This is a genomic window from Paucibacter aquatile, assembly GCF_002885975.1.
Classification (GTDB): domain Bacteria; phylum Pseudomonadota; class Gammaproteobacteria; order Burkholderiales; family Burkholderiaceae_C; genus Paucibacter_A; species Paucibacter_A aquatilis.
Genome location: NZ_POSP01000001.1, coordinates 158,101 through 174,962 on the forward strand (window position 1 = coordinate 158,101; position 16,862 = coordinate 174,962).

The following is a 16,862-nucleotide window of genomic DNA, read 5'->3' on the forward strand; positions in this document are numbered from 1 at the left end:
GCCTGGGCGCTGGTAGGCGCCCAGTCCTTCGACAGGCGTCGGACAGGCCGCAGGGCCTGTCCTCGGTTCTGTCTCAGCCAAGCTGCTTGCAAGCAGCTTGGCCTAAGTACGTCGTCGAGAAGGCCTCAAGGCCTTCTCTCGGCACGTACTTAGAACTTCACGTCGTAGGAGACGGTGAGCTTGACGGCGCGCGCGGCGGCGGTGGCGAGGGTGCCGTTGGCCACCGCGTCCACGGCCACCGAGTTGGGCACATTGCGGTCTTCGCGCACGGTGATGGCTTGCTGCCGGTTCAGCACATTGAACACATCGACTTTCAGGCCCAGTCCTTTGAGCGCGCGCGGCTGGTAGCTGAGGTTCAGATCCAGGCGCTGTTCCATGGGCAGATTGCCGAGGGCGCCGCGTGGCGAGATCTGGCCCTCGCAGTAGTGGAAGCGGTACGACGGTGAGCCCGCGCCCTGCCCCGGGGCGCTTGTGAAATTGTTCAGGCAGCTGATGGGGCGGCCTGAAGACAAGATCGCGGCGCCGCCGAGGGTCCACTCGTCGTTGAGCTGATAGAAGCCGTAGGCCTTGAGCTGGTGGGTGCGGTGGTTGGCCAGGGGGCCGTAGGCGCCAATCATCACGTCGCCGTTGTCCCAGGTCTGGGTGGCCGACACATCGGTCTGCGCCACATCCGACAGGGTCTGCCCCTCGGTGTTGCCGTAGTTGCGCGACCAGGTGTAGTTGACCTTGCCGTACCAGCCATTGCGCAGCGCGTGCTCCAGGAACAGGTCCAGGGCCACATAGCTGCGCTTGGCCTTGGGCAGGCCCATCTCTTCCGGCGTCAGGCTCACGCGGTGGTATTTCTTGCCGTCGCCAGCGAAGTCCACATCCAGATCAACCTTCTCGCCCGGGTTGACCGAGGCGCAGTTGAAGCCGGGGTAGTGCGAGTTGTCCACACCATTGGCCACGGCCCAGGCGTCGATCGGCGTCTGGTCGCAGTAGTCGTCGATGGTCGAGCGCAGCTTGCGGTAGGTCAGGCGGGCACCGAAGGCCAGGTCCTTCTGCAGCGCCTTCTCAAAACCGAGGACGATCTCGTCCTGGTAGGTCGGCTTCAGATTCGTGGCGGTGATCTGGCGCACGTCCTTGCGCTGACCCAGCTCGTTATTGGCCGAGCGGGGCTCGGAGACCTGGTTCAGGCCGGTCGGTGCACCGGTCGTCGGGTCGATGCCGGTGTAGCCGAAGATCTGGCTGGTGCCGGTGGAAGGGCTGGCGCCACGCACGGCGAGGTGGGTCGGGATCTGGATGAAATAGCGGCCGGCCGAAGCGAAGAGCTTGAGCGAGCCGTCGCCGTTCACGTCAAAGGCGGCGGCCAGGCGCGGCGCGATCTGGTTCTTCTGGTCGATGAACTTCTCGTTGAAGTGGTTGCGGTTGTTGTAGTCCTCCTTGCGGATGCCGGCCGTCAGCAGCAGCTGTTTGTTGACCTGCCAGCGGTCTTCCAGATACAGCGCAGATTGGTCCGAGTAAGCGTCGGTCAGGTCGTTGAACAGGGTTCGCAAGACATAGAAGCCCTGCTTTTGCAGCGCGGTCGGCGCCGGGCCGCCGGTCAGCAGGTCGAAGGTCTTGCCGGCCAGGCGCACGGCGCTGGGGTTCGGGGCCTTGCGGAATGCCCAGGTGCCCCCGCCGGCGGTGAAGTCACCCGCGGCTGTGGAGGCCAGCTTGTTGTCGTCGATGCCGGCGCGCAGGGAATGGCGGCCCAGCTGGTACTCGATGTCGATGCGCTTGCTCTTGATGGTGTCTCGTGCGTCCTTGCCGCTCATCAAGGAGCCCACCAGCGGGTTGGGGTTGAAGTAGTTCAGCCCGGGTGCCTGGGTGCCAGCCGGGAACTGCACGCCGAACAAGGCCTTGGCCGGCTCATAGATGTCGGCGCCGGCGATGCCGTTGCTGTGCTTGACGCGGCTTTCGCCGACCAGGGCCGTCACGGTCAGATCCGGCGTGAGGTAGCCGGTGTATTTCAGGATGTTGACGTCGCCGCCATCGGGGGTCTCACCAGCGATGTTCTTGTAGTTCAGGGTGATGGGCGCGCCGGCCACGCGGCTGAGGGTGCTGTAGTCATAGCCCGAGTAGCTGCTGTCGCGGGTGGAGTTGTCGCGGATGGCGCTCAGCTCCAGGCGGTGTTCGTCGCTGAGGTTCCAGTCCAGCTTGGAAAACAGGCGCTGGCTGCGGTCCTTGTCCTCGGTCCAGCCCCACTTGAGCACCGAGGCGTTGTCGGTCGACAGATTGTTCAAGCGCACGCGGCTGAACTTGTTGTCGTTCTGCTGGGCCGCGATGAAGAGGAAGAGCTTGTCCTTGATCAGCGGGCCACCGACATAGGCGCCCACTTCGGTCTTGCTCAGGCGGTCATCGGCGCGGAAGCGGCGCAGCTTGCCGTCGGTCGCGGCATTCACCGCCGCGCCGGTCATCGGGTAGTCCAGGTTCACGCTCTTGCCGCGCAGCCCGGCCGGCTCGGTGCTGAACATCACGCCGCCTTCCCAGCGGTTGCTGCCGCTCTTGGTGATGATGTTGACCACGCCGCCCACCGAGCGGCCGAACTCGGCGCCCATGCCGCCGGTCAGCACCTGCAGTTCCTGGATGGCACCGAAAGGCAGCTCGCTCGCGCCCAGCTGGGTGAGGGGGTTGGTGACCGGGAAGCCGTTGATGTAGGAGGCGTTCTCCGAAGCCGCACCGCCGGCGAAGCTGGAGCCGCCCGAATAGCGGCTGTCGGCCGCCGTGGTGTTGGGGGCCAGCAGCACGACGGCGGTGACGTTCTTGGCCACCGGCAAGGCGGCCAGCTTCTCGGCCGAGAAGCTGGTGCTGCTGCTGGTCTTGGTCACGTCGATGACCTTGCGCGTGCCGGTCACCAGCACCGCCTCCAGGGTGTTGCCGGCGCTGGTGAAGCTGATCTCCTGGTTCTGGCTGGCCGAGAGCTCGATGTCATCCCGGGTTTCGATCACCTTGCCATCACGCAGCAGCTGCAGCCGGTAGCTGCCCGGTGGCACCGAGGCGAAGTTGAAGCGGCCGTTGGCATCACCGGGCACGCTGCGCTTGACGCCCGTGGCCTTGTTCTCGAGCTGGATCAGGGTGCCCGGTGCGGCGCTGACCGTGCCGTAGATGGAGCCGGCGGTGTTGGACTGTGCCTGTGCCGGCGTGGGCACGCTGAGCATCAGCACCGTGCTGCCGAAGGCCAGGGCCAGCGCGCGAGCCAGATGGGTTTTCTTGACCATGGTTCATTCCCCCGAATGGTTTGGAAGTGGGTTGGAGTGCTTGCTGCCGGAGGCGATCGCTTGGAGATCGCCTCCACCGTTCCATGTCCGACCGGCTTTGCGGCCAGGGGCAGGGCGGTGCCGCGACTCTAAAAATCGGGGCATCCAGGGCCGAAGTCCTGGGATCAAACGCCGACCTGCTGCCACCACGGGCGGGCCGCCGTTGCAAAAGGGAACAAACCCCGCCGGGCTGGGGCCAATCCCCGAACTTCGACCGGTGGCGAGGCCTTGCTCCCGCCACCACCCGGCTTGGTCCCAGTAGGCTGGAACTGGCGGGCCTCTGCGTTCACAGTGCGGACGGCAAGGCGGGCATCGCCCAAATTCGCGCTCGAAAACCCCGGTTTCGTCCCCGGCCTGGCCGGCTCGGTCACATCCGGCTTGAGGCGCGTGCCTGCCCTCGCCACAGTCCGCTCAACGATCGAGTCAGGAGACCTTCGCCATGGCCAACACACCCGGAAAACGCCCCGCTTGGAATCGACTCAGCGCCAGTGAGCTTGAGCGCGAGCGCGCCTTGGTGCGCGAGAAGGAGCGCCTTCTGCGGCAGCGCCTGGCGCGCCAGGAAAAGCTCTTGAGCGCGCGCCGACCCTGCCCGCAGCAGCAACAGGGGCTTGAGCTGCTGCGTGAGCGGGTCGAGGGCATGCAAACCACAGCCCAGGCTCTGCGCGCACGCTCCCAGCAGCGCTGAACCGTGAGGAACTTGGCACTGTTTACAGCGCCTTACCCCTTGTTGCAGCCTTGCGCGGCCAACAAGCGCAGCATCCGCTCCATACAGATCCACAAGAACAAGAACTGAGGCCCGATGGTTCGTGACCGCGGCCTCAGCCCGGAGAGTCGGTCAGGGTCCGCGCTCTCCCCGGAGTCGATTGGGGTGCATCATGAGATTTGAAGGCCGTTTGACTGCCTGGGCTGCCTTGCGCGGCTACGGCAGCATCGCGCCGCTGGAGGGCGGCGAGGAGTTGTTTGTCCACATTTCCGCGTTCCCGCCCGACGGCGAGCAGCCCTTGCTGGGCGAGGTGCTGAGCTTTGAGCTGGTGATCGGTCGCGATGGCCGCAAGCAGGCCGTGCGAGTGCAGCGCTCCAAGCGCCGCCCGGACGCGGCCGTTCCTGTACCCGCGCCCAAGGTCCCGTTGCAGGGCGCGGCCTACCATCAGCGCCGCCAGCTGCAGCGCCGCCTGCGCTGGGCCTCGGTGTGCGCTGCCTTGCTGCTGGCGCTCGGAACCGTGGTCTGGCTGGACATGAGCCGGGCCAACACGCCGGCGCAGGTGCTGCACAAGCTGGCCCTGGCCTGGGGCCACTGATTCCGGCGTCAGCTCAGCCGGCGGGGGGGCATCGTGTCAGTCCCGGACCCAGGCCATGGCGCCGCCACCGCCGCCCTTGCGTTCGGCGTTCTTGCGCGTGCGCAGCACCGCTTCGAAGGCCTGCTGCGCACCGTTGTTCAGCGCCACCAGCAAGCCGCTCATATCCTCGACGCTGAGGGTGTCGGTGTCGCGGCGGAACTGTTTGATGGCCGGCGCCAGCATCTCCTTGGCCACGGCCGGGTGCGTGACCGCCACCACCAGCATGGCGCTGAAGAGATCCGGGAAACGCGTGCACAAGGCCTTGATGCGCTTGAGCGCCTGGGCCGGCGAGCTGCGATGGCCCGGGGCAATCCACTGAACCTCGTCATTGGCCTGGATCAGCTCGGCCTCGAGGATGCGGATGCGGGTCAGCAGGTACTCGCAGTCGCGCGCCGCCATGGCTTGCAGCTCGGCTTCGTCGTCGCTCTCCGCGTGGGGGTAACGCTCTTGCACCATCTGGGCAAGCGCAGCTTCGAGCTCGGGCAGGGTCGGGGCGGGAACTTCAGCCATGACGACAAAAGGCCTGGGCGACAGGCCGAGGGAGCGCGGCAGACGGCGGCGGGATTCATCGGCTTTCGGCCGCCTTGGGCCGAACTTGAGTGCAGCCGACCTGATCCGCCGGATTTTTATGACGCCACTGCGACGCCCCGGCCCGGGCATGCCCTAGGGCGCAAGCGGGGGCGGTCTCGGCACAATGCCCGCTCCTGTCTTGTCGCGCAGTCCTGGAACAAGCCAGCCCGCCGTGAATCCTCGCCCCTCGATTCGGACAAGACGCCATGAACGCTCCCGCCAATTTCCTCAACCGCCGCGGTTTTGTCGCCGGCTCCCTGACCCTGGGCGCGGGCCTGGCCCAGGCCGGCGCCGCCAGCCAGCTGCCGGTGGCCCCCATGCCCTCGGCGCGCTTTGACGCCCTGGATCTGCAGGCCATCCAGCAAGGCCTGGCCGGCGGCCAGCTCAGCTGCGAAAGCCTGACCCGCCACTACCTGCGCCGCATCAACACGCTCGATCGCCAGGGCCCGCAGCTGCGCTCGGTGATTGAGCTCAACCCCCATGCCTTGGCCGAAGCCCAGGCCCTGGACCGCGAGCGCCGCGACAAGCGCCGCGGCCCGCGAGGCCCGCTGCACGGTGTGCCGGTGCTGATCAAGGACAACATCGCCACCGCCGATGCCATGAGCACCACGGCCGGCTCCCTGATGCTGGCCGGCCTGCATGCCAGCCGCGACGCCTTTCTCGTCACCCGCCTGCGCGCGGCCGGCGCCCTGATTCTGGGTAAGACCAACCTCAGCGAGTGGGCCAATATCCGTTCGAGCCGCTCGACCAGCGGCTGGAGCAGCCGCGGCGGCCAGACCCGCCACCCCCATGTGCTGGCGCGCAACCCCAGCGGCTCCAGCTCCGGTTCGGCCGTGGCCGTGGCGGCCGGCTTGTGCGCCCTGGCCGTGGGCACCGAGACCGATGGCTCCATCACCTCACCCGCCAGCATCTGCGGCATCGTCGGCCTCAAGCCGACCGTGGGCCTGGTCAGCCGCAGCGGCATCATCCCCATCTCGGCCAGCCAGGACACGGCCGGCCCCATGACCCGTCATGTCCGCGATGCCGCGGCCCTGCTGCAGGTGCTGGCCGCGCCCGACACTGAGGACCGCGCCACCGCCGCCGCGCCCAAGCCGGTCGACTACCTTGCCGGCCTGCGCAAGGATGCGCTGCGCGGCGCTCGCATCGGCGTGCTGCGCAGCGCCCAACCGCCGCAGCCGCAGGTGAATGCCTTGTTCGAAGAGGCGCTGGCCGTGCTCAAGGCCCAGGGGGCGGTGCTGGTCGACCAGGACCTCAAGATCCCGCACCAAGAGAAGTACGGCGAGAGCGAGTTCGCCGTCCTGCTCCACGAGCTCAAGGTGGGCTTGGCTGAGTACCTAGCCACCTACCAAGCTGATGCGCCGGCCAAGGATCTGGCCGGTCTGATCGAGTGGAACAAGGCCCATGCCAAGACCGTGATGCCGTTCTTCGATCAGGAGACCTTGGAGGCCGCGCAAGCCACCCAGGGCCTGGAGGCAGAAGCCTACCGTCAGGCGCTCGAAACCTGCCAGCGCTATGCCCGCAAGGAAGGCCTGGACGCCTTGTTCGCCGAACACCAGCTCGATGCCGTGGTCGCGCCCACCGGCGGCCTGGCCTGGCTGACCGACCCCCTGTTGGGCGATCATTTCAGCGGCGGCGGCTTCATCTCGCCCTTTGCCGTGGCCGGCTACCCGCACCTGACCGTGCCCATGGGCCTGGTGTCCGAGCTGCCCGCCGGCATTTCCTTCGGCGGCCTGGCCTGGCAAGAGGCCAAGATCCTGGCCTACGGTTACGCCTACGAGCAGGCCAGCCTCAAGCGGGCAGCGCCGAAGTTCCTCAGCAAGGTCTGAGCACAGGCCGTCAGGCCCCAAAAGAAAAGCCCGGCGTGACCGGGCTTTTCTTCGGTTGCTTGGCCGTCGCGCAAGCATGCGCTGAGGCCTGAATGATGCACGCGCTGCTGTGTATGCAGCGGGACCAGTCCGCAATCAGCCTTCGCGCAAGCATGCGCTCAGGCCTGAACGAGGCACCCGATGCTGCGCAGGCAGCATCGGGTGTCCACGTTCAGTCCTCGTTGCTGAAGACCAGCTTGACTTCGTGGTGCTGCTTTTCGCCGCTGGCTTCGAAGCGCCAGTCCATCAGGGCGTTGGTGACCGAGCGGTCGAAGACCTTGCGCGGTTGCGCTTCCAGGATGTCCACGCCGGTGACCTTGCCGTCGCCGTCGATGGCCATCTTGGCGGTCACGGTGCCGCGGGTGATGGATTGCTTTTCGGCTTCGCGCGGGAACTCGGGCGGCACCTTCTTGATGATCTTCGGGGCTGCAGCCTGAGCGCTGAAGGCCAGGGCCAGGGCGCCGCAGAACAGGGTGGCAGCGCGCAGGATGGAAGAAGAGGAGGTGCGGTTCAGGTTCGTCATCATGGTGGTCTTGGACTGCAGGAAGGAAAGAGAAAAGAAGGGGGTGAAAAAGAGAAGACGGGGAGGTGCGTGCGGCGCTTGGCCTGTCCACTGATCAATCAAGCCGGCACGGCGCGGAAGAAGCCCACGGCATCGAGCAGGCGCGAGGAGCTGGACTTGAGCGCATCGGTCGAGCGGCCCAGTTCGTCGACCAGGGTGGTGTTCTGCTGGGTGGTGCGGTCCAGCTCGTTCATGGCGTTGTTGACCACGCCCACACCGGCGGCCTGTTCCTGGGCCGAGTGCGAGATCTCTTCGATCAGCTGGCCCATATTGTTGACCTCGTCGACCACGCTGCGGATGGTGACGCCGGCGTTGTTGACCAGGGCGGTGCCGTTCTCGACCTTGACGGACGATTCCTGGATCAGCACCTTGATCTCCTTGGCCGCCGAGGCCGAGCGCGAGGCCAGGGCACGCACTTCGGAGGCCACCACCGCGAAGCCGCGGCCATGTTCGCCGGCACGTGCCGCTTCCACGGCCGCGTTCAGGGCCAGGATGTTGGTCTGGAAGGCGATGCCGTCGATCACGCCGATGATGTCGCCGATCTTGCGCGAGCTGGCGCTGATCTCTTCCATGGTGTCCACCACCTTGGCCACCACCGCACCGCCGGCCGAGGCCGATTGGCGCGCCTTGGTGGCGATGCCGGCGGCGCGGCGGGTCAGGTCGCTGGCGCCGTTCAGATTGGCGGCGATCTGTTCCACCGAGGCGGCGGTGTTTTGCAGGCTGGCCGCCGAGCGGGCGGTGCGATCGGACAGATTGACATTGCTGTCGGCGATGTCCGAGGAGTTCTGGGCCACTTCGCCGGCGGCATCGCTGACGCTGCTGACCACGCCGGTCAGCGCCGCCTGCATGTCCTTCATGGCGCGCAGCATCTGGCTCAGTTCGTCATGGCCTTCGGCCTGGATGTGCAGGGTCAGGTCGCCCGAGCTGATGGCCTCGGCGGCTTCCTGGGCGCGGCGGGCCGGCAGCACGATGGAGCGGGCAATCACCAGGCCGCCGCCGACGCCGATGACCACGGCCACCGCCACCAGCACACCGGTCAGCAGCACCGCGTTGCGGGCCATTTCGCCGCCGCTGACGGCCAGATCACGCGCACTCTCGAACTGCAGCTCGACCAGGCCCTTCAAGCCATCTTGGTAGGCCTGCTGGGCCGGGCGCACATCGGTGATCAGGCTCTCGCGGGCCTCGTCCGGGCTGCCGTCCTTCTGGATCTTCTGGAACTTGGCCACGGCCGCCACGAAGGCGGTCTTGCGCTCGCGCACCTGGGCCACCAGCTGCTTTTCCTTGTCGCCATCGAGGGCGGCCTCGACGGCCTCGATCTGCTTGTCGCTCTCGGCCAGGGCGGCTTCGATGGCGGCCTTTTGCTTCTTGATCTGACGCGCTTCGTCGAGCAGCAGCAGATCGCGCGAGGCGCGGGCGATCACATTGACTTGTTCTTCCAGGGCGTTCGCCGAGGCGATCTTGACCAGGCTGGAGTTGGCCGTCAGGTCCAGGTCCTTGGCCAGATGGCTGGCGGTGCGGGCGCCGTAGCTGCCGATGGCGATGAGCAGCAGGATCAACAGACCGTAACTCACGGCCAGGCGCTGGCTGATGCGCAGCTGGGTCAGAAAGTTCATGGATGAATCCCTCGTCTTCAAGAACTGGTTGTTGTGGCGGCCGGGCTGGCCTCGTGGACTGCCATCGGGCGCTTTGCCGCGCCTGGGAGGCTTTCGGCGCCAGCGCTGAAGTTCTTGATGCGGGATTTCATCGATTCCTGACCGGCTTGTGACATATGTCGCAGTGGCGGGTCGGGGCCGGAGGGGCCGGTCCAAAAAGGCGATCCGCACGGAAACTGCGGACGCCAGTCTGCCGCCGCGGCTGCCTCTCGGCACAGCGCGGCGCCAGGGTGCCGTGAAGAATTGCGCGGGCTCGCCGCGCATCTGCGCCCCAGCCCCTGGAACAGGGGCTTGTCGTCGGCACGGAAGCGACAGCCGGGCGGTCAAGCCCGTGGCTGAGCGCCGTGCCCTGACGCCGAATTCAGGCGGCGGTGCGGAACTGCCGCATATTGGCGGCCAGTCCGTGGGCCTGGTGGTGCAGGGCCGCGGAGGCGGCGGTGGACTGCTCGACCAGGGCGGCGTTCTGCTCGGTCATCTGCTCCAGGGCCTGCATGGCCTGTTCGACCTGGTCGACATGCTGGCTTTGTTCCTGCGCGGCGGTCTGCATGCTGTGCATGAGATCGCGCACCTCGAACACGCCGGCGACGATGGCGGCCATCTGCGTGCCGGCGCCGGCTGCGCGCGCCGCGCCGGCTTCGGCTTTGTCCACCGAGGTGGCAATCAGCTGCTTGATCTCCTGCGCGGCCTGGCTGCTGCGCTGGGCCAGCTGGCGCACCTCGGCGGCCACGACGGCAAAGCCCTTGCCCTGGGCACCGGCGCGTGCGGCTTCGATGGCGGCGTTGAGGGCCAGGATGTTGGTCTGGCGGGCGATGCCGTCGATCACGCCGGTGATCTCGCCGATCTGGTGGGCGGTGGCGCGGATCTCGCCCATGTCCTGCACCATCTGCTGCACGGCGCTGCCGCCGGCCTCGGCCTGGGCGGCGGCGGCGGCGCTCATGCGTGCGGCGGTGGCCGCGCTGCCCTGGCTCTGGCGCAGGCTGGCGGCCATGGCGCTCATGCGCAAGGTGGTGGCGTGCAGGCGCTCGGCCGAGCTTTCGGTGCGGCGCGACAGGTCCTGGTTGCCGCTGGAGATCTGGGTCGAGGTGATGCTGACCGTCTCCACGCCCTGGCGCACGGCTTCGACCATGTCGCGCAGGCGCAGGGTCATGGTGGCCAGGGCGCGGTTCATGCGGCCCAGCTCGGTGTTGTGCGCCTCGGCGCCGGCCGGCGTGCTGCGGCTCAGATTGCCCGCCGCCACATCGCTGGCCAGCTGCACCACATCGCGCAACGGCCGGGTGATTGCACGCGTGACCCGCCAGCCGAGCAGGGTGGCCGTGAGCACCAGGGCGGCAATCAGCCCCAGCATCTGGCGCCGGCTTTGCTGGTAGGTGGCATGGGCCTGGGCGGCCTCGGACTGCGCTGCCTGCAGGTTGAGATCGGTTAGCTGCAGCAGCAGGCTGCGCGCATCGGCAAAACGGCGCGCGCCTTCGCTGCTGATCAGGTCGATGGCCGCGCCGCTGGCGCCCATCTTGGCAAAGGCCTGCACGCCCTGGCGCAAGCTGCCGTAGTGGCGCAAGGCCTGCTCAGCATCGGCCAGGATGCGGCGCTCCGGGTGCTCGGGGGTCAGGTCTTGCTTCTGTGCGGCGTAGCGGCTGCGCAGCTGTTCCAGCTCGGCATCCACGGCGTGCAGCTGCGCCTCCACTTCGGGCAGGCGTTCGCGCTCGCTCATGGCCATCAGGTAGTCGAGGGAGTGCCGGCGCGTGGCCAGCTCGGCCAGACGCAGGCTGTCGGCCACGCCTTGCAGGTGCACGGCGCTGATGGCCTGGGCTTTGGCATCGATCTCCTGCTGGCGCAGGATGGACAGGGCGCCCAGGCCGGCCAGGGCCATTACCAGCAGGCCGAAGGACAGGGCCAGGCTGTGGGCAATCGACAGGCCGGCCCAGAACTTCAGGGCGGGCAGGCGGGACAAAAAGGCCGATCGCGAGGATCGAACCGGGGGCCGGGGATGCGGCATCACAACTCCAAGACGGGCAGCAGGCATCGGCTTGATGCCTGGAAACGCCGCGCAGTCTGAAGTTGCCGTGTGACGCTGCGGTTACGCGCAGGCCGGGCACGCGAGGCGAGCCGGCCTCGCGTGAAGAACTACCGTTTCGCGGGCCGCTCCGTCAGTCGACCCGCTGGTCCTTGGCCTGCAGCACATCGAGCGGCCGCACATCGGGCGCGCCCTGGGGCTGGTTGCCCCAGGCGGTGCGCACATAGCTGGCCACCGCCGCCAGCTCGGTGTCGCTGAGCACGCCGGCGAAAGGCGGCATGCCGAAGGGCCTCGGGTTGCCGGCGGTCGAGGGCGCGAAGCCGCCGCGCTGGATGATGCGCAGCAGATTGGCCGGGTTGGCCATCAGCAGCGCGCGGTTGCCGGCCAGGGCCGGGTAGATGCCGGGCACGCCCTGGCCCTGCCCGCCGTGGCAGCTGGCGCAGTGGTCGGCAAACAGCTGGGCGCCTTGCTCGCGCAGCTTGAGCTCGGGGCGGCGCTCCGGCGCTGCGGCGGGCTTGCTGTGCTGCGGCAGGCTTTGCAGATAACTGGCCATGGCGGACAGATCGGCATCGCTGAGGTGCTGGGTGCTGCCGCGGATCACCTCGCTCATGGGCCCGAGCGCGCTGGCCTGATCGTTGCGGCCGCTTTTCAGCCATTGCTGCAGGGCGGGTGCGCTCCAGTTGGCGACGCTGCCTTCGGCCGGATCGTGCAACGAGGGCGCGTACCAGCCCAGCGCATCGAGCATGCCGCCGGAGAAATCGTTCAGGCCAGCGGTGGCGCCCAGGCTGTTGCGGCTGGCGTGGCAGGCATTGCAGTGGCCCAGGCCCTGGCTCAGGTAGGCGCCACGGTTCCATTCGGCCGAGCGCTGCGCATCGGGCTGGAACACGGCCGGCCGGAAGTACAGCGCCCGCCAGACCGCCAGCGCCGCCTGCGTGTTGTAGGGGAAGCGCAGCTCATGTTCGCGCCGCGGCTGGGCCACGACGGGCAGGCTTTGCAGGTAGGCGAACAGCGCATCTGCGTCTTCGCGCGTGACCAGGGCGTAGTTGTCGTAGGGGAAGGCGGGCGTCAGCAAGCGGCCGTCGCGGCCACGGCCGTTGTGCAGGGCGGCCCAGAATTCATCGGCACTCCAGCGGCCCAGGCCGGTCTCGGCATCGGGTGTGAGGTTGGAGCTGAAGACGCTGCCGAAGGGCGTGGGGATGGCGCGGCCGCCGGCGTACTCGGTGCCGCCACGGGCGGTGTGGCAGCCCATGCAGTTGCCGGCGCGGGCCAGGTAGGCGCCGCGCTCGACCAGGGCCGGGCTCGATTGGAAGGGTGTGCTGCGTGGCGCGCTCTCGTCCAGGTGGTTGAGGCGCTGTACCGCCAGGGCGGCGAGCAGCAGGCCGGCAGCGAGCGTGCCCAGGAGTTTGCTGCGGAGCTTCATTTACTTCAGCCCCCCGCATTCCATGGGCAGGGGCGCGGGCAGGCTCTCGGCCGGGCGGGCACCGACGGGCATGGGCTGGCCGGCCAGCCAATGCGAGATGGCGTTGATCTCCTCTTCCTTGAGCCGCTTGGCGATCCAGGCCATGCAGTCGGGCGCCACGGCGCGGCGCTGGCCACTGCGCCAGGCGCCGAGCTGGCCGTTGAGGTAGTCGCGCGGCAGGCTCAGCAGGCCCGGGATGAAGGGCTGGACGCCGGTCAGCTGCTGGCCGTGGCATTGCACACAAGCCGGCAGCTTGCGCGCTGGGTCACCTTTGAGCACCAGCTCTTGGCCGCGGCTCAGCGCTGCAGCCGGCAGGGCCGGGGTTTGCGGCGGTGGGTAGGGCAGGTGCAGGTTGGCGAAGTAGCCCGCCAGCTCGTTCAGATAGGCATCGCTCAAGGGGTCGACCAGATCGCTCATCAGGCCGTAGTGGCGCCGGCCATCGCGGAAGTTGAGCAGCTGCTTGTAGAGATAGCCTTGCGGCTTGCCGGCCAGGCGCGGGTAGTAACCGTCGGCGGCGGCGCGGCCTTGCTGGCCATGGCATTGGGTGCAGGCCAGGGCGCGCTGGGCGATGCTGTCTTCGACGGTGGCGGCGGGAGCCGGGGAAACTGGAGCGGCGGAGGCTGAGGCGGCGCAGAACAGGCTCAGCAGCAGGCCCGCTGCGGCCAGGCGCGCACGGGCAAGAATCGGTAAGGAAGGCATGGCGGGATTATCCCCGTCACCTCCGGCCGGGCACAGGCGCAGAGCTGCCAGAAAACATATGGAGCAGCGGGTGCTCAGCGCTGCGCCAGCTGCGCTCGGGCCATGTCGCCGAGCGCGGCGATGGCAGTTTCCCAAGCCGGGCCCCAGGGGTGGCCGCAGTTCAGGCGCAGGCAGGCGGCAAACTCACCCTGCGCCGAAAACAGCGGCCCCGGCGCCAGGCTGAAGCCTTGTTCGCGCGCCCGCGGCAGCAAGGCCAGGCTGTCGCAGCCATCGGGCAGCTCCAGCCAGAGGAAGTAGCCGCCGGCCGGTTCGCTGACCCGGCTGCCGGCGGGCATGTGCTGGGCCAGGGCGGCGGCCATGCGGCGCATCTGGCGCGCCAAGGCCTCGCGCAGGCGGCGCAGATGGGCATCGAAGCTGCCGTCCTGCAGATACTCGGCCAGGGCGGCTTGCGCCGGCAGGGAGCTGCTCAGGCTGCTCATCAGCTTGCTGCGCTGCAGCTGCGGCGCCCAGCGCCCGCCCAGGGCCCAGCCGATGCGATAGCCCGGCGCCAGGCATTTGGAAAACGAGCCGCAGTGCATCACACCGCCGCGCTGCTCGAAGGCCTTGGCCGGCAGCGCCGGGTCCGCACCGTGGTGCAGCTCGGCGTAGACATCGTCCTCGATCAGGGCCACGTCTTCGGCTTCCAGCAAGGCCACCAGGGCGCGCTTCTTGTGGGGTGGCAGGGTGCAGCCCAGCGGGTTCTGGAAGCTGCTCATCAGCCAGCAGGCGCGCGGCCGGTGCTGCGCGATCAGGCGGGCCATGGCCTGCAGATCGGCGCCCTCGGCGCGGTCGGTGGGCACTTCGATGGCCTTGAGGCCAAAGCGCTCCAGCGCCTGCAGCGCGGCATAAAAACAGGGCGATTCCACCAGCACCGCATCACCCGGCCGGGTCACCGTCTGCAGGCAGAGCTGCAGGGCTTCGAGCGCGCCGTTGGTGATGACGATGTCCTCCGGCGCCACGCGCAAGCCCAGGCGCAGATAGCGCAGGGCGATCTGGCGCCTCAGGGTTTCCAGGCCCAGGGGCAGCTCGGCGCTGATCTGCCAGGGTTCCAGCTTGCGCATGCCGGCGCCCAGGGCCAGGCGCAGGCGCTCCAGCGGGAACAGCTCGGTGGCGGGAAAGGCCGAGCCCAGGGGCAGGAGCCCGCGCTCGCGGCTGCTCTGCAGCAGCTCGAAGATCTGCTCGCTGATGGTGTGAGGCGCGGCATCGCTTGCGGGCGACGGTCGCGTCGGACTTTGCGCTGAACCAGCATGGGCGCTGACGAAGTAACCCGAGCGGGCGGCCGCCTGGACCAGGCCGCGCGCTTCCAGCAGGCGGTAGGCCTGGAACACCGTGGCGGCGCTGAGGCCGCGGCTTTGGCAGGTCTGACGCACCGAGGGCAGGCGATCGCCGGCGCGCAGTGCGCCTTGCGCGATCATGCCGGCCAATTCATTGGCCAGCTGCTGGTAGCGCGGGATCACGCGGGAGTGCTGCTGCTGATGCTGGGGCTTTTGTCGGGATAGCTGCGCGCACCGAAGATGGCCGAGCCGATGCGCACCATCGTGGCACCTTCCAGCACGGCCGCCTCCAGATCAGCGCTCATGCCCATGGACAAGGTGTCCAAGCCGCCGAACAGGGGCGGGTCTTGCTGCTTCAAGTCGGCCAGCAGGCGGGCCAGGGCACGGTGCGGCTGGCGCTGTGCTTCAAAGTCTGCGGCCGCTTCCGGCACGGCCATCAGGCCGCGCAGGCGCAGGCGCGGCAAGGCGGCCACCGCACGGGCCAGCGTGGGCAGATCGGCCGGGGCGATGCCGCTCTTGCTGGCCTCGCCGCTGATATTGATTTGCAAGCAAATGTTCAGCGGCGGCAAGGTGTCCGGGCGTTGCTCCGAGAGGCGCTGCGCGGTCTTGAGCCGGTCCACGCTGTGCACCCAGTCAAAGGCCTCGGCCACCGGCCGGGTCTTGTTGCTCTGCAAGGGGCCGATCAGGTGCCAGGCCAGCTGGGATCGGAGGTCTGCGAGCTTGGCGATCTTGTTCAGGCCCTCTTGCACATAGTTCTCGCCGAAGGCGCGTTCGCCCGCGGCATGGGCCTCGCGCACCGCCGCCGCCGGGAAAGTCTTGCTGACGACCAGCAGGCTCACGCTATGCTGCGCGCGCCCTGCACGCTCGCAGGCGGCGGCGATGCGACGGTGCTGTTCTTGTATGTTGTTCGCTATCGTCGCCATAATGACCCAGGCTCTTTCTCTCAATCATGGACATCACCCAACTGCTCGCATTTTCGGTCAAGAACAAGGCCTCCGACTTGCACCTCTCGGCCGGCTTGCCACCGATGATTCGCGTGCATGGGGATGTGCGTCGCATCAATGTCGAAGCCCTGGAACACCGCCAGGTGCACGACATGGTCTACGACATCATGAACGACTCGCAGCGCAAGATCTACGAAGAGTCGCTGGAAGTGGACTTCTCGTTTGAGATCCAAGGCCTGGCGCGCTTCCGGGTCAATGCCTTCAACCAGAACCGCGGCGCCGGCGCCGTGTTCCGGACCATCCCGAGCAAGATCCTCTCGCTGGAGCAGCTCAACGCCCCCAAGATCTTTGCCGAGCTGGCCCTGCGCCCGCGCGGCCTGGTGCTGGTGACCGGCCCCACGGGCTCGGGCAAGTCCACCACCTTGGCCGGCATGGTCAACCACCTCAACGAGAACGAGTACGGCCACATCCTGACCATCGAGGACCCGATCGAGTTCGTGCACGAGTCCAAGAAGAGCCTGATCAACCAGCGTGAGGTCGGCCCGCACACCATGAGCTTTGCCAACGCGCTGAAGTCGGCGCTGCGCGAAGACCCTGACGCCGTGCTGGTCGGTGAAATGCGTGACCTGGAAACCATCCGCCTGGCCCTGACCGCGGCGGAAACCGGCCACTTGGTCTTCGGCACTTTGCACACCTCGTCCGCCGCCAAGACCGTGGACCGGATCGTCGATGTCTTCCCAGCTGCTGAAAAAGAAATGGTGCGGGCCATGGTGTCCGAATCCCTGGTGGCCGTGATCTCGCAAAGCCTGTGCAAGCTGAAGGACGGCTCGGGCCGGGTGGCGGCGCACGAGATCATGCTGGGCACCTCGGCCATTCGCAATCTGATCCGCGAGAACAAGGTCGCGCAGATGTACTCGGCCATCCAGACCGGCAACAGCGTGGGCATGCAGACCCTGGATCAGAACCTCACCGACCTGGTGCGCCGCAACATCATCTCAGCCGCCGAAGCCCGCGCCAAAGCCAAATTTCCGGAAAACTTCCCAGGATGAAATCCTGGGAAGTTTGACGTCACTCCTATGGCAAAGCCATGGGAGTGACGGCAGAACTTTCCGGGCAAATCAGCCCATCACCCGCTTGCGAGCCTGCTACATTGCCGCCGGTCAATTCAAGCA

General features: G+C 67.8%; 13 protein-coding genes. 4 read left to right on the forward strand and 9 right to left on the reverse strand.

What is annotated here, in order from left to right:
- Positions 1-149: 149 nt before the first annotated feature.
- Positions 150-3,239, reverse strand: coding sequence for a TonB-dependent receptor (locus C1O66_RS00780; RefSeq protein ID WP_102766106.1), 3,090 nt, complete (start codon positions 3,237-3,239; stop codon positions 150-152).
- A 478-nt stretch (positions 3,240-3,717) separates the two neighbouring features.
- On the opposite strand from C1O66_RS00780, the gene C1O66_RS23470 reads away from it, so the two are divergent.
- Positions 3,718-3,963 carry a hypothetical protein gene (locus C1O66_RS23470; protein ID WP_133155053.1) on the forward strand — a complete coding sequence of 82 codons (246 nt, stop codon included), beginning with the start codon at positions 3,718-3,720 and terminating at the stop codon, positions 3,961-3,963.
- A gap of 190 nt (positions 3,964-4,153) precedes the next feature.
- Positions 4,154-4,576 carry a cold shock domain-containing protein gene (locus C1O66_RS00785; protein ID WP_102766107.1) on the forward strand — a complete coding sequence of 141 codons (423 nt, stop codon included), beginning with the start codon at positions 4,154-4,156 and terminating at the stop codon, positions 4,574-4,576.
- Between the two features lie 36 nt (positions 4,577-4,612).
- Here C1O66_RS00785 and C1O66_RS00790 read toward each other — a convergent pair whose 3' ends face one another.
- On the reverse strand, positions 4,613-5,125 hold the full coding sequence (locus C1O66_RS00790) for a hypothetical protein (RefSeq protein WP_102766108.1): 513 nt from the start codon (positions 5,123-5,125) through the stop codon (positions 4,613-4,615).
- A 266-nt stretch (positions 5,126-5,391) separates the two neighbouring features.
- Here C1O66_RS00790 and C1O66_RS00795 point away from each other — a divergent pair, with 266 nt between their 5' ends.
- On the forward strand, positions 5,392-7,011 hold the full coding sequence (locus C1O66_RS00795) for an amidase (RefSeq protein ID WP_102766109.1): 1,620 nt from the start codon (positions 5,392-5,394) through the stop codon (positions 7,009-7,011).
- Positions 7,012-7,222: 211 nt separating this feature from the next.
- Here the strand turns inward: C1O66_RS00795 and C1O66_RS00800 are convergent, their stop codons facing one another.
- The 7 genes from C1O66_RS00800 to C1O66_RS00830 all read right to left on the reverse strand — a co-directional run bounded on the left by C1O66_RS00800 (position 7,223) and on the right by C1O66_RS00830 (position 15,669).
- Positions 7,223-7,576, reverse strand: coding sequence for a TonB family protein (locus C1O66_RS00800; RefSeq protein ID WP_102766110.1), 354 nt, complete (start codon positions 7,574-7,576; stop codon positions 7,223-7,225).
- 95 nt (positions 7,577-7,671) lie between these two features.
- Positions 7,672-9,225, reverse strand: a complete 1,554-nt coding sequence (locus C1O66_RS00805) for a methyl-accepting chemotaxis protein (protein ID WP_165794409.1) — start codon at positions 9,223-9,225, stop codon at positions 7,672-7,674.
- Positions 9,226-9,625: 400 nt separating this feature from the next.
- On the reverse strand, positions 9,626-11,212 hold the full coding sequence (locus C1O66_RS00810) for a methyl-accepting chemotaxis protein (protein ID WP_165794410.1): 1,587 nt from the start codon (positions 11,210-11,212) through the stop codon (positions 9,626-9,628).
- Between the two features lie 196 nt (positions 11,213-11,408).
- Positions 11,409-12,695 carry a c-type cytochrome gene (locus C1O66_RS00815; protein ID WP_102766113.1) on the reverse strand — a complete coding sequence of 429 codons (1,287 nt, stop codon included), beginning with the start codon at positions 12,693-12,695 and terminating at the stop codon, positions 11,409-11,411.
- Positions 12,696-13,433: a c-type cytochrome gene (locus tag C1O66_RS00820; RefSeq protein ID WP_108724332.1), complete on the reverse strand. Its 738-nt coding sequence runs from the start codon at positions 13,431-13,433 to the stop codon at positions 12,696-12,698.
- Between the two features lie 74 nt (positions 13,434-13,507).
- Positions 13,508-14,929 carry an aminotransferase-like domain-containing protein gene (locus C1O66_RS00825; protein WP_341476776.1) on the reverse strand — a complete coding sequence of 474 codons (1,422 nt, stop codon included), beginning with the start codon at positions 14,927-14,929 and terminating at the stop codon, positions 13,508-13,510.
- Positions 14,926-15,669: a YggS family pyridoxal phosphate-dependent enzyme gene (locus C1O66_RS00830; RefSeq protein ID WP_102766114.1), complete on the reverse strand. Its 744-nt coding sequence runs from the start codon at positions 15,667-15,669 to the stop codon at positions 14,926-14,928. The genes C1O66_RS00825 and C1O66_RS00830 overlap by 4 nt, the downstream gene beginning before the upstream one ends.
- 26 nt (positions 15,670-15,695) lie before the next feature.
- Here C1O66_RS00830 and C1O66_RS00835 point away from each other — a divergent pair, with 26 nt between their 5' ends.
- On the forward strand, positions 15,696-16,739 hold the full coding sequence (locus C1O66_RS00835; RefSeq protein WP_102766115.1) for a type IV pilus twitching motility protein PilT: 1,044 nt from the start codon (positions 15,696-15,698) through the stop codon (positions 16,737-16,739).
- The last annotated feature ends 123 nt before the right edge of the window (positions 16,740-16,862 follow it).

Excerpts from the sequence above, each read along its gene's own strand:
- C1O66_RS00780 (WP_102766106.1), bottom strand. The coding sequence starts at position 3,239 with ATGGTCAAGAAAACCCATCTGGCTCGCGCGCTGGCCCTGGCCTTCGGC.
- C1O66_RS23470 (WP_133155053.1), top strand. The coding sequence starts at position 3,718 with ATGGCCAACACACCCGGAAAACGCCCCGCTTGGAATCGACTCAGCGCC.
- C1O66_RS00785 (WP_102766107.1), top strand. The coding sequence starts at position 4,154 with ATGAGATTTGAAGGCCGTTTGACTGCCTGGGCTGCCTTGCGCGGCTAC.
- C1O66_RS00790 (WP_102766108.1), bottom strand. The coding sequence starts at position 5,125 with ATGGCTGAAGTTCCCGCCCCGACCCTGCCCGAGCTCGAAGCTGCGCTT.
- C1O66_RS00795 (WP_102766109.1), top strand. The coding sequence starts at position 5,392 with ATGAACGCTCCCGCCAATTTCCTCAACCGCCGCGGTTTTGTCGCCGGC.
- C1O66_RS00800 (WP_102766110.1), bottom strand. The coding sequence starts at position 7,576 with ATGATGACGAACCTGAACCGCACCTCCTCTTCTTCCATCCTGCGCGCT.
- C1O66_RS00805 (WP_165794409.1), bottom strand. The coding sequence starts at position 9,225 with ATGAACTTTCTGACCCAGCTGCGCATCAGCCAGCGCCTGGCCGTGAGT.
- C1O66_RS00815 (WP_102766113.1), bottom strand. The coding sequence starts at position 12,695 with ATGAAGCTCCGCAGCAAACTCCTGGGCACGCTCGCTGCCGGCCTGCTG.
- C1O66_RS00820 (WP_108724332.1), bottom strand. The coding sequence starts at position 13,433 with ATGCCTTCCTTACCGATTCTTGCCCGTGCGCGCCTGGCCGCAGCGGGC.
- C1O66_RS00830 (WP_102766114.1), bottom strand. The coding sequence starts at position 15,669 with ATGGCGACGATAGCGAACAACATACAAGAACAGCACCGTCGCATCGCC.
- C1O66_RS00835 (WP_102766115.1), top strand. The coding sequence starts at position 15,696 with ATGGACATCACCCAACTGCTCGCATTTTCGGTCAAGAACAAGGCCTCC.